Consider the following 11,700-nt stretch of genomic DNA (forward strand, 5'->3'; position numbering starts at 1 on the left):
TCCCGGAAGAGGGCGACCGGAGGTCGCCGATGCTCGTCACACGGGACGTGCCCGATCGCCGCCGAAGAACCTTTCCTGCTATGCTATCGACTGAAATTTTCCGCAAGATGTTGCGATATGTCAAGATGCCACAGGGGGTTTTCGATCAGTCCGAGACCCGCAAATCGGCCGGCGGCCGTGGCCGAGGCGACTGATTTAACGAATGCTGAGAATTTTGCCAGGAGGGCTGACCGCTGGCCGGATCGGCCTTCGCGGATTCGCTTCGGCCGGCGAAGCGGGTCGGCTGCGTTCCCGAGTCGCCGGCTCAGGGATCGAGTCGGGGGTGTCCACGCCGGGTCACCCGCAGACGGCAGTTGAGCAGCCGACCGGCGCAAGCCGGCGAGGCGGGAAGAGATGAAGGCAGCGCAAGAAAAGCGGAGCAGCGGCGAGAACCCGACCGACGCGCAGGACGACGGGCAGATGAGCGCCGCGACGAAGGCCGCCGAACCGCCGCAAGCCAGGGCACTCGCGACGCGCCTGCAGGCGATGATCGGCCGCGAGTCGGTGTCGTCGTTTGCGCGCCGCTGTGGCCTCGCCGAGTCGGTGTTGCGGACCTATCTGCGGGACGGCAGGATGCCGCCGCTCGACAAGGCGCGAGATATGGCCGCCGCTGCCGGGGTCTCGCTCGACTGGCTCGCCTCGGGTCTGGGCCCACGCCTCGCAGCCGAAGGTCTGGCTGCTTACGACGTTGCCCAGTCGGCAGCAGCAGGCCGCGACGCTCCCGAGGCGCTGGCCCTCCAGGCGGCGATCACCGAGGCGTTCAACTGCCTGGGCCGCGATGCTGCGCCCGAGGATCTCGCGCGCGAGGCGGTCGACCTCTACGCGCGGCACGGCAAAGGAACGGCGCGCTGATCCAGTGCCGTCCGTTCCCCGTCGTCCCGCCACCGCCTGCTCGGCGACCGAGCGGTGAGGGAGGGCAGGGACGCGGCCGGGTTGCGCGAGCGCCAGGGGCTGCTTGCTGGTCACCTCGAGCGCTTCGCGTGCTGCTCCCGATGAAAGTCATGAAAAAGTTCCCGTGGCGCCGTGCGCCAGCCGGCCGGTCGATCAGCCCGATCGGCGCCGGCGACGACCGCCGCCTCTCGCCGCGGCATCCCGTCGGCCATCTTCGCTGCGCTCGTCCACGGTGACACCGGCGGATCGCTCGCCGCATGGGTCCGTCGCGATGACGGAATACGATGTAGAGCCGGGGCTTGGATCGTTTTTCCGAGAAGTCGGGTGAAGCCTGTGCATGGCCTCTGACCGACCACGAATCCGATTGTTTATCAGCGTGTTGGGCCTGCAAATCGAGAAACGGGGCGAGCTGTCGGGGGTGCTCGACGTCGGCGATTCCGGCGATTCTCGAAGGCGCCTCATTCAGGGAACGCTAATCGCTTTATATTCGCGGCTTACGGTCCTTTCCTGACAAGTCGCGCGAATCCTGCAGTGCGCGCGGCAGCCGGCTCAGGGAACGTTGAAATCGCCGCTGTCGGCGGCCAGACCGGCCGCTGCGAAGAAATCCGGCCCGAGTTCGGACACCACGGGTCGGGCACAGCGCAGCGAGTTCACCCGCTCGCCGGCCTTCTCGACGGCGACCCCGTCCCTGGAGCCGCTGCCGCGAATCCACGCGCTGTACACCACGTAGCGGTATTCGGCGGCAGCAAAGCGGAGGTACGCGCCGCCACCGCCAGCAAAGGTCAGCGTTCCGGCAAGCACGCCGGAAGGGCCTTGATCGGTCTGCGCCGGGAGGACGATCTCGGGCGCCCCTTCGCGCCCGAAGCGGTACTGCAGGTAGCCTCGCCCTGGCGACAGATCGGGCGACGCGCAGACCGAGACGAGCTTCCGACTGGTCGCGCAGGAAAAGACGATCACTTCGCCGGCGGTGCATAGCGACCCGACGGCGCTGGCCGGCCCGGCAGCCGACGCGGCGAGCAGCGCGACGACGATCGGGCGCGGGCAGCCGACACGGCGCCGCGAATCGCGCCGCGCGTCGCCGGACCGGGACGCATCCGGGCTCTCCGCGCAGCACGCTGCGGCCTGGTCGTCGAAGCCCGACGAACGGGCGTCCGTCAGCCGGGCGACGGGCATTCAGAACAGCTTCTGACCGATCCGGAAGGCCTCGGAAAACTGCTCGAGTCCGTGGCTACCGCCATTGACGAGCCGGCGGGCCTGCGCCAGATCGTCGTCGTCGAGCGCCTGGCGTATCCGGCTATCCTTGCTCTTCAGGAAACTGGCCAGCAGCCGCGCAGCGATGTCCGGATCGTTGGCCAGTTCGGGACGATCGACGAGCTGGCTGCCGAGGCCGATCGCTTGGCCGTGTGTCAGGTAGTTGGCGCGGCCGGTCAACTGGATGAAGCCACGGCCCTTGAAGCTGTCGCCGTCGGGCCGTCCGCGATTGCCGAGGTCCTTGCGCGAGTCGTAGAGATCGAAGGGATGTCCGCCGGGCGAGGTGTTGAACTTCGACCGACCCTCGCTGATCGGCTCGAATCCGGCAGTTTCGGCGCGAATCGTCGCCAGGGCCATCAGGACCATGTCCTTGTCGCCGATGCCGGCCTGATCGAGCGCCTCGAGCACGTGCGGTAGGTGGTCGCGAATGTTGCCCATCGGCGTCGCCGGGAACATCCGGGCCACCTTGACCGCGGTGACCTCGGCGAGACAGAAACCGCTGCCCGGCGCTGGCGGCGCGGCTCCTCCGCCAGAGACCAGGCCGAGCGCGCGCAGCGTCAGCGGGCCGGCGAGACCGTCGGGTCTAAGGCCCTCGCTCCTCTGGAAGGCGATCAGCGCTGCCTCGGTGCCGGGTCCGAAGTCGCCATCGACGAGCCCCGGTGAAAACCCGCGCTTTCTCAGCGCCTCCTGCAGGGACCGGACTTCAGGACCTGACGAACCTTCGCGCAGTGAACCCATGGCCTTCTCCTCGACGAAACGCAGCAGGGGGAGCTGCCACCCGGCGGTCGCCTGGGTCCCGCTGGGTCCCGCTGGGTGCCGACAGCGCAACGAGTATAGTGTCTTGCGTGAACGCCGGTCAATCGCCGGACCGGGCGCACGGCAGCGCCCGTCGCCCGGGCTGCTACAATGCATTCCCATGAGAGTCCATGGGGTGGCGCGGCGGTCGATCCGTCCGCTCGACGAGGACCACGCCGTCGAGATCATCGATCAGACGGCGCTGCCGCATGCCTTCCGTCTGCTCCGGCTGAGCAGCGTTGGCGAGGTCGCGGAGGCGATCCGCACCATGCAGGTCCGCGGGGCACCGCTGATCGGCGTCGCCGCAGCGTACGGCGTGGCGCTCGCGCTGCGCGCGAACCCCGACGATGCGATGCTCGCCGCGGCTCTCGCGACACTGGCCGCGACCCGCCCGACAGCGGTCAACCTGCGGTGGGCCCTGGCCCGCCAGCGCGCGCTGGTCGCCGGACTGCCCGAGGACCAGCGGGCCGACGCGGCGTGGCGCGAGGCGGCGGCGATCGCCGACGAGGACGTCGAGCAGTGCCGGCGAATCGGCGAAGCGGGTCTCGATCGGCTGCTCGCCGGCCGTCGAGGAGGAGGGCGGCTGGAAATCCTGACGCATTGCAACGCCGGCTGGCTGGCGACCGTCGATCACGGCACCGCGCTGGCGCCGGTCTATGCCGCTTTCGATGCCGGAATCGCGGTCCATGTCTGGGTCTCGGAGACCCGGCCGCGCAACCAGGGCCTCCTCACCGCCTGGGAGCTCGGCGCGCACGGCGTGCCGCATACGCTGATCGCCGACAACGCCGCCGGCTGGCTGCTCGCCCGCGGAACGATCGACGCGGTGATCGTTGGCGCCGATCGTGTCGCGGCCAACGGCGACGTCGCCAACAAGGTCGGCACCTGGCTCAAGGCGCTGGCGGCGCGCGCCGCTGGCGTGCCGTTCCTGGTCGCTGCCCCACGATCGACGATCGACTTCGCCTGCCCGGACGGGAGGGGGATTCCGATCGAGGAGCGTTCGGCCGACGAACTGCTCGTCGTCCGCGGCTTCGCCGCCGGCGGCCAGTGCGGCGAGGTCCGGCTGACCGGCGGCGAGGTCGCGGTGGCCAACCCGGCTTTCGACGTCACACCGGGCGGCCTGATCAGTGCCCTGATCACCGAGCGAGGCTGTTGTCCGGCGACCCGACCGGGCCTGTTGGAGCTTTATCCGGAGGAAACAAGTGGTTGAACTGACTGTCAAGCTCATCGAGATCGCGCGCGCGACGGCGGCTGCCGGCCTCAGCCGGGGAACCGCCGGCAACCTCAGCGTGCGCGCTCCCGAGGGATCCGGAAGCGACTTTCTGATTACCCCGAGCGGAATGGCCTGCGACACGCTGACGCCGGAAGACATCTGCACGGTGCATTTCGACGGCAGCTGCGAGGGGGTGCGCAAGCCGTCTTCGGAATGGCGCGTTCACCGTGACCTCTACGCGACGCGCCCTGACGCCGGGGCGATCGTGCACGCGCATCCGCCGTTCGCGACGAGCCTCTCCTGCCTGCGCCGCGACATTCCGCCGTTCCACTACATGGTCGCGCGCTTCGGCGGGCACAACATCCGCTGCAGCGACTACGCGACCTTCGGCACCCAGGCGCTTTCCTACGCGGTGCTGCGCGCGATCGAGAAGCGCCGTGGCTGCCTGATGGCCAACCACGGGATGATCGTCGCCGGCCAGGATCTGCGTCACGCTTTCGACCTGGCGATCGAGCTCGAGGCGCTCTGCGAGCAGTACTGGCGTGCGTGCCAGCTCGGTCCGCCAGTGCTCCTCGAACCTGAAGAAATGGCCGCGGTGAGCGACCGCTTCGCCGGCTATGGGCAGCCGTAGGCCCGGCCAGGACTGACCCGGACCGGCAACGGGCGGACCGGACGATGTTGCGGGTCAGCGAGATCCGTCTGCCGATCGAGCATCGAGCCGACGAACTCGCGGCAGCGGTCGCCGCGCGGCTGCAGGTTGCGTGCTCGGAAATCTCTGGATTACGGGTCTTTCGGCGCAGCCACGACGCGCGCAAACGCGGTAGCCCCTGTTTCGTTTATGGCGTCGACGTCGAACTGCCCGACGAGGCCGCCGTGCTCGCCAGGCTCGTCGGTGACCGCCACGTCCAGCGCAGTCCGGACCTCTGCTACCACCCCGTCGGCCGGGCACCGGCTGGCCCGAGCGCACGGCCGGTGGTCGTCGGCTTCGGCCCGGCCGGAATCTTCGCCGCGCTGATCCTCGCCCAGGGTGGCTTCCGGCCGATCGTCCTCGAGCGCGGCAAGGCGGTGCGCGAGCGCACGCAGGACACCTGGAAGCTCTGGCGCGGCAAAGTACTCGACCCGGAATCGAACGTCCAGTTCGGCGAAGGCGGCGCCGGCACCTTCTCGGACGGCAAGCTGTACAGTCAGATCAGCGATCCGGGGCACTACGGGCACAAGGTGCTCGAGGAGTTCGTCCGCGCCGGCGCCCCGCCCGAGATTCTCTGGCTCGCGAAACCGCACATCGGCACTTTCCGCCTCGTCGGAATCGTCGAGCGCCTGCGCCACGAGATCGAGCGGCTCGGCGGCGAGGTTCGCTTCCGGCAGCGCGTGACCGGGCTGCTGAGCGAAGGCGGCCAGGTGCGCGGCGTCCGGCTCGCCTCGGGAGACGAAGTGCGCGCCGATCAGGTGATCCTCGCCCTCGGCCACAGCGCGCGCGACACCTTCGAGAGCTTGCTGCAGGCCGGCGTGGCGATCGAGGCGAAAGCTTTCTCGATCGGCTTCCGGATCGAGCACCCACAGTCGCTGATCGACCGCGCCCGCTTCGGCGCCTGGGCCGGGCACCCGCTGCTCGGCGCCGCCGACTACAAGCTCGTCCATCACTGCCGCAACGGGCGCTCGGTGTACTCGTTCTGCATGTGCCCGGGCGGCACGGTCGTCGCGGCGACTTCCGAAGCCGAGCGCGTGGTGACCAACGGGATGAGCCAGTACTCGCGCAACGAGCGCAACGCGAACGCCGGAATCGTCGTCGGGGTCACGCCACTCGACTATCCGGGCGGACCACTGGCGGGAATCGAGTTGCAGAGGCGGCTCGAGGCGCGAGCCTTCGAACTCGGCGGCGGGAGCTACGAAGCGCCGGCGCAACTCGTCGGCGATTTCCTCGCCGGACGGCCATCGACCCGGCTCGGCTCGGTGATCCCGTCTTATCAGCCCGGTGTGCGCCTGACCGACCTGTCAGCGGCGCTGCCCGATTACGCGATCGCCGCGATTCGCGAGGCGCTGCCCGCCTTCGACCGCCAGATCCGCGGCTTCGCGCTGCCCGACGCAGTCCTCACCGGAGTCGAGACGCGCACCTCGTCGCCCTTGCGCATCACCCGCGGCGACGATTTCCAGAGCGTCAATGTCCGCGGGCTGTATCCGGCCGGGGAGGGCGCCGGATACGCCGGTGGGATTCTCTCGGCGGGTGTCGACGGCATCCGCGTCGCCGAGGCGGTGATCCGCGAGATCCTCGGCGGCCTGCGGCCGCCTGCCCCATCGTCCTGAAGACCCGGGAGCAGGGGTGGACAGTCGGGCCGGCGCCGCTCAGGGGGTGCCGAGGAACAGGTAGAAATTCGAATAGCCGCCGTTCGACCCGGACGTCGAGTGGCCATAGCCGAGATAGACCGGACCGAGCGGGGTTTCGCCACCGAGGTAGATCGCCGCCGAGTTGATCAACCCGTGGAGTTCGGTTTCCGTATACGGCCGGCCGATCTTCGCCGCTTCGATGGCTACGCCGATGCGCATGTCGCCGCGCAGTCCGAGCGGCAGCCGGCCGATGATCCGCTCGGCGCGCACGCCGCCGTAGCGCATGTCGTCGCCGCGCAGCTGTCCCGGAGCGAAAGCGGTCATGTTGAGGATGCCGCCGAGGCTGCCGGCGTCGTAGAGCGGCAGATGACCGATCGGCGAGCCCTGGTACGACACCCGCGCGCCAATGACCCAGTCAGCGAGACTGAAGTACGCCGATCCGTCGGCGTCGAGGCGGCTGAAGTCGTTGGCCGGCGAGTCGAAGTAGCGCAGCGTCGTGGCCCAGCCGCTGGTCGGGAAGTAGAGCCGGTCGGTCTGGTCGAAATCGGCGCCCGCGAACCAGCCGCCGTAGCGCTTCGAGACGCTCGGCCAGAAAGGCGACCCAGTGTCGAGAATCGGGTTCCACCACTTCTCTTGCCAGCCAGCCCGCAGCTGCCCGAGCGGATCGACGTTGATCCCCCCGCCGACCTTGACGTCGCCGTCGAGGACGCGATACTCGGCGAGCTTCTGGTTGTTCTGGTAGATCGCGCTGAGCTTGCTCATGTAGCTCATTTTCGTCTCGAAGAAGTACTGCTGCCTCTCGTCGACCGGCTGGTAGTAGTCGAAGGCGACACCGGTCTGCGACCCGATCTCGCCCTGAAAGATCATTTCGCCGCCGAGCCGGTTGAGCCAGGTCCGGTGATACGCGCCGCGCAGGCTGTAGGTCGAATCGGACTTGAAGTTGCTCTCCAGATTCAGCCCGAAGCGCAGGTAATCGGCTCCCCAGCTCTTCTCGAGCGGCGTGACGCGCAGGATGTCCCGCTCGCGCAACGTCGTGTCGAGCGAGTAGTCGACGTTTTCGTAGTACCCGTCGCCGAAGGCCTTGAGCAGATCCGAGCGCAGCGCCTCGGGATCGACGCGCTCGCCGGGCTGGGTCCGAATGTGCTTTTCGACCATCGCCGGGTTGACGACATTCAGACCGCTGATCTCGATCGCGTCGATCTTCGGCGGCTCCCGCCGGGCGACCTGGATTTTCGCGGTCCACTCCGCATACTCGGCTTCGCCGACCGCCAGCGCACGCAGCCGTTCGGCGACCGCTTCGGTCGCGGCTGCACCGCGATCGGCGGTTTCCGACGTGCGCTTGAAATCGCCGGCGGTGATCCCCTCGAGATCGGGCTTGATGTAGATGTCGCGCGGCGTCAGGGTCGCCAGCGAGCGGGTGACGTTCTGCTCGGTCAGGATGTTGACCATCTGCGCCGAAACGCTGAGCAGGCTGCCGATCTCGTTGGCCTTGAGCAGCGGCGAGCCGACGTTCACCACGATCACCACGTCCGCACGGCAACGCGCGCGGGCCTCGTTGATCGGCACGTTGTCGACGAGGCCGCCATCGACGAGCTTCTGGCCATCGATCTCGACCGGCGACATCAGTCCGGGGACCGACATGCTCGCGCGCATTGCCCGTGACAGGCCACCCTCGCGAAAGACGACGCGGTGACCATTGACGATGTCAGTGGCAATGATCGACAGCGGCAGCGGCAGTTCCTCGATCCGCCGCTCGCCAAGGTAGTCGCCAACCAGGTGGTTGAAGAAAAGCTTGATCTTCTGTCCGGTGACCACGCCGGTCTGATACTTGACGCCATCCGGCCCGATACCGGCTTCAGAAGCGGGCAGGAAGCGCTTGTCCAGCGCCCTCTTGCGAAAACTCTGGTCGGAAAACGACGGGGAGTCCTGGAACAGATCGTCCCAGTCGGCTCTTGCCAGTTCGTGGCGCATCGTCGCCGGCGAGAGACCTGCCGCGTAGACGCCGGCGACGAGCCCACCCATGCTCGTCCCGGCGACACAGTCGACCGGCACGCGCAGCTTCTCGAGTACCTCGAGGACACCGATGTGCGCCGCGCCGCGCGCGCCGCCGCCGCCAAGGACGAGGCCGACCCGCGGTCGCCCGGCCAGCGGCTGGTCCGGGGCACCTGCCGCCTGGCTGGGCAACGCCGGCGCGTTGCCCGAACCCCCTACAGGCTTTGCCGCGTTTGCCGCGCCGGCCGGGCCGGCAAGAATTCCGCTGGTCGCGAGCACGCAGATCAATCTGCACAGCCAGTGACGGGTGTCCATCCTTCAATTCTCCTCGTTCAGGCGAAGCGTACGCCCCAAGGCCAGCGTCGAGCCGACACTGCGCGTCGAGCAGGGGCCCGGCCGCAGGGCAATGATCAGGTGGGCGGCTGAGCAGCGCTGGGCGAGGGGACCGAGCAGAGTATCGTCAGCGCCGCCTGGACATGTTCAGCCGCGTCGCGTCCGAGCCCGGTCAGATAACCGCCATCCGGCTGGGTCAGCAATCCCTTGGCATGCAGCCGGCGGGTCGCAGCGATCACCGCCGGGTCAGCCGTCTTGTGGATCTTGATTCCCTGCTGGGTGCTGCCGAGATCGAAGCGGGCCAGCGTGTTGAGTTCGTCGACCAGATTGGGTGTGAAGAACATGACGGGTCCTCGGGAAGGTCGTTGGCGGTCGCGCGGCGGGGTCGCGCCGGAGAGGCCGCATTCTAGCGCGCCTACTGCGCGCGATCGCGACTGCCCCCGGCACTCGAGCAAGCACCGGCGCGGCTGCGCCGCAGCCCGATCGGCCTGGGTCCGGGAGAGGAGGGCGGATCAGGCCCTCAAGACCACTTTCCGGTATGCTTGCTGCTCGGCGACCAGAGCGCTTCAGTCTCTTCTTCGCCAATCAGACCGACGAGAGCCGCCTGACGTGAGCAACCTCTACGGCCACCGCGAGCCGACCCGCGCGGAGATCGATGCCCTCCACGAGCCTCTGGTGCTCGAATTCGGCGCTTCGTGGTGCGGTCACTGCCAGGCTGCCCAGCCGCTGATCGCGCACGCGCTGCAAACCCACCCGGGGGTTCGCCACCTGCGCATCGAGGACGGTCGTGGCCGGCGGCTCGGACGCAGTTTCGCGGTCAAGCTCTGGCCGACACTGATCTTCTGCCTCGCCGGACGCGAGGTGCAGCGTCTCGTCCGACCCAGGGATCCGGCAGCGATCGAACACGCGCTGGCGCAGATCGATCGACCGCGCTGACTCGCCAGCGTGCGCAGCGATCGCCGAACACTGCCCGCCCCGAGGCGCCTGCCGATGCACCCGAGACGCGCATGACCGGCAGGCGGGTGCGCCGGTCTGGTGCGCCCAGCGCACCGCGGTCACCGAGGCCTGGCCGCGCCATATCTTCGAATCAAGGACTTGGGACTCCTGGCCCAGTTCCTGCTTCTTCCCCGAGAGGGTGCGATGTCCGTCAATTCCGGCGGCCAATATGCGACCTGAGCCCGGTCCCACCGTCGGGATCGCGCCCGCGACTCGCCAGGAGAACGCAGATGGCTGAATGGAAACCAGTTTGCCGGCTTGAAGAGATCCCGCTGCTGGGTAGTCGGATCGTCAATTCCACGGGCGGCGACGTCGCCGTCTTTCGCACCGCGAGCGGCGAAGTCTTTGCGCTTCGCGACCAATGCCCGCACGGCGGCGGGTCGATCGCACGAGGCCTGGTTCACGGCAACCAGGTGACTTGCCCGAAGCACGGCTGGCGCCTGCGGCTCGATTCCGGCGAAGTGGTCGCGCCTGACCAAGGCTGCTCGCGTCGCTACCCGGTTCGCGTCGAGCGCCACACCGTCCTCGTTGCCATCTGACCGTCCCGGCAGCGTGCGAACTGCCGATCGACCGAATCAGTGGTCCGCTGATGGCCAATCCACGGACGCAGCGCCGCGAGTCTCGCCCAAGGCCCCGCGACTCGCGATCGCTCGATTACGCATAATTTGTATTATGTAAACTCAGATCCCGATCGTGCGCGAGCCGTAGTCCGCTTGCGCCGCTCGCCGCGTCATCGGCGAGCGACAGCGCCTGCCCTCGTCCGGCGTGACACCGCCGACGATGCGCGCGTCGTAGCGGGAGTCGTGCGGACCCTCCCTGCAGCCGGAGGGCAGGAGGTCGCCGGTCTTGCGCGATAGCGCGCCGGCAAACGGCGAGGTGCCCGAAGTGACCGGGACGGTGCTCAGCGGCTGGCCGCTCATTCCGCGCGGGAATCGGCCCGCCGGCAGGCACTTGCCCATCGGCATGAAGCGCGGGCGCGGCGCGTCTTCCGCGTCGCGATCGGCTGCCGCGGCGCGGGTCGCCGTTCCCGAATGGACGCTGTCGGAGATCAGCACCAGCCGGACGTCTTCCTTGCGTGCGCTGAACAGGCCGTTGATTTCGTGGTCCACGAGCGCGCCGCCACCGGTCTGCAGATCGTACGGACAGAGCGCCTCTCGTCAAGGCCGTCGAACTCGTCGCCGTGGGTATCGGGAACATCGGTTCCGTGCCCCGGATAGGTGGTCACTACGACGTCGCCGCTGATCGCCGAGGCGATCAGCGACTCGATGCCGCTGACCATCGCCGCCTGGGTCGCCTCGGCGTCGAGCAGCTTGCGGATCGTGAAGCCTCGCTCGGCAAGCTCGGCGGCCAGTCGCTCGCGTCGTTGACGCAGCCGCCGAGATCCATGTGCGTGCCGGGGTAATGATCGATGCCGATGCACAGGGCGCGCTTGCTCATCGCCGTCTCCTTCGGGGAGGTGATCGACTGCCGGCCGGCCTGCCCTTCGGCGAGGCCGTCACCGGCTCCCGCACAAGGCCGGCGGACCGCCTACTCCGGTTTGACGTTGCGGTAATAGACCGCCTGCAGGTAGCGGGAGACCTCGTCGATCTCCTCGCCGTTCCAGCCGAGGCTGGACATCTCCTGCCAGCGCGCGACCTCTGCGCGCAGGCTCGCCCAGTCGCTGACCCGCTTGCGGTCACGCCAGTGCACCTCGGCATCATGGCACGTGACACAGTGCGTCGCGTACAGAAGCTCGCCGCGGGTCGCCTCATGGACCGGCTGGGCGACGACCAACGCCACCGCCAGGGAAAACAGAACCGCCGGGATCAGTTTTCGGACCACATGATTAGCCACAATGTTCAGCAAACCTGATCACGCGCTCTGGCCGAGGT

Annotated in this window: 13 protein-coding genes; 6 read left to right on the top strand and 7 right to left on the bottom strand. The window is 68.4% G+C overall.

Annotated elements, in window-relative coordinates; genetic code table 11:
• Positions 1-393 precede the first annotated feature (393 nt).
• Positions 394-891 (top strand): hypothetical protein, encoded by a 498-nt coding sequence (locus NFW05_RS17165; RefSeq protein ID WP_295309804.1) that lies wholly within the window; start codon positions 394-396, stop codon positions 889-891.
• A gap of 588 nt (positions 892-1,479) precedes the next feature.
• Here the strand turns inward: NFW05_RS17165 and NFW05_RS17170 are convergent.
• Positions 1,480-2,103 carry a hypothetical protein gene (locus tag NFW05_RS17170; protein ID WP_295309806.1) on the bottom strand — a complete coding sequence of 208 codons (624 nt, stop codon included), beginning with the start codon at positions 2,101-2,103 and terminating at the stop codon, positions 1,480-1,482.
• The gene (locus NFW05_RS17175) at positions 2,104-2,919 is read right to left on the bottom strand and encodes a peptidoglycan-binding protein (protein WP_295309808.1); all 816 of its coding nucleotides are present in this window, start codon (positions 2,917-2,919) and stop codon (positions 2,104-2,106) included.
• Positions 2,920-3,097: 178 nt separating this feature from the next.
• Between NFW05_RS17175 and mtnA the strand changes: the two genes are divergently transcribed.
• Genes mtnA through NFW05_RS17190 form a run of 3 tightly spaced genes read left to right on the top strand, consistent with a single transcriptional unit; the run spans position 3,098 to position 6,487 of the window.
• On the top strand, positions 3,098-4,183 hold the full coding sequence (gene mtnA / locus NFW05_RS17180; protein ID WP_295309809.1) for an S-methyl-5-thioribose-1-phosphate isomerase: 1,086 nt from the start codon (positions 3,098-3,100) through the stop codon (positions 4,181-4,183).
• Positions 4,176-4,817: a class II aldolase/adducin family protein gene (locus NFW05_RS17185; protein WP_295309811.1), complete on the top strand. Its 642-nt coding sequence runs from the start codon at positions 4,176-4,178 to the stop codon at positions 4,815-4,817. The genes mtnA and NFW05_RS17185 overlap by 8 nt, the downstream gene beginning before the upstream one ends.
• A gap of 44 nt (positions 4,818-4,861) precedes the next feature.
• A complete protein-coding gene (locus NFW05_RS17190) occupies positions 4,862-6,487 on the top strand; it encodes an NAD(P)/FAD-dependent oxidoreductase (RefSeq protein WP_295309813.1) in 1,626 nt (541 codons plus the stop codon).
• 39 nt (positions 6,488-6,526) lie between these two features.
• Here NFW05_RS17190 and NFW05_RS17195 read toward each other — a convergent pair whose 3' ends face one another.
• Entirely contained in the window at positions 6,527-8,815 is a 2,289-nt protein-coding gene (locus tag NFW05_RS17195; RefSeq protein WP_295309815.1) for a patatin-like phospholipase family protein, read from the bottom strand.
• Between the two features lie 95 nt (positions 8,816-8,910).
• Positions 8,911-9,177, bottom strand: a complete 267-nt coding sequence (locus tag NFW05_RS17200) for a TIGR02647 family protein (RefSeq protein WP_295309816.1) — start codon at positions 9,175-9,177, stop codon at positions 8,911-8,913.
• 265 nt (positions 9,178-9,442) lie between these two features.
• Here NFW05_RS17200 and NFW05_RS17205 point away from each other — a divergent pair, with 265 nt between their 5' ends.
• Together NFW05_RS17205 and nirD are read left to right on the top strand one after the other, a co-directional pair.
• Positions 9,443-9,769, top strand: a complete 327-nt coding sequence (locus NFW05_RS17205) for a thioredoxin family protein (protein WP_295309818.1) — start codon at positions 9,443-9,445, stop codon at positions 9,767-9,769.
• Between the two features lie 290 nt (positions 9,770-10,059).
• On the top strand, positions 10,060-10,368 hold the full coding sequence (gene nirD, locus NFW05_RS17210; RefSeq protein ID WP_295309820.1) for a nitrite reductase small subunit NirD: 309 nt from the start codon (positions 10,060-10,062) through the stop codon (positions 10,366-10,368).
• Positions 10,369-10,509: 141 nt separating this feature from the next.
• Here the strand turns inward: nirD and NFW05_RS17215 are convergent, their stop codons facing one another.
• The 3 genes from NFW05_RS17215 to NFW05_RS17225 form a co-directional block, all read right to left on the bottom strand.
• The gene (locus tag NFW05_RS17215; protein ID WP_295309822.1) at positions 10,510-10,938 is read right to left on the bottom strand and encodes a hypothetical protein; all 429 of its coding nucleotides are present in this window, start codon (positions 10,936-10,938) and stop codon (positions 10,510-10,512) included.
• Complete coding sequence (locus tag NFW05_RS17220) at positions 10,878-11,249, bottom strand: caspase family protein (protein ID WP_295309823.1); 372 nt, start codon at positions 11,247-11,249, stop codon at positions 10,878-10,880. Before NFW05_RS17220 ends, NFW05_RS17215 begins: the two co-directional genes overlap by 61 nt.
• Positions 11,250-11,356: 107 nt before the next feature.
• Positions 11,357-11,650 (bottom strand): hypothetical protein, encoded by a 294-nt coding sequence (locus NFW05_RS17225; protein ID WP_295309825.1) that lies wholly within the window; start codon positions 11,648-11,650, stop codon positions 11,357-11,359.
• Between the last annotated feature and the right edge of the window lie 50 nt (positions 11,651-11,700).

The organism is Accumulibacter sp., assembly GCF_023806625.1.
Lineage (GTDB): Bacteria > Pseudomonadota > Gammaproteobacteria > Burkholderiales > Rhodocyclaceae > Accumulibacter.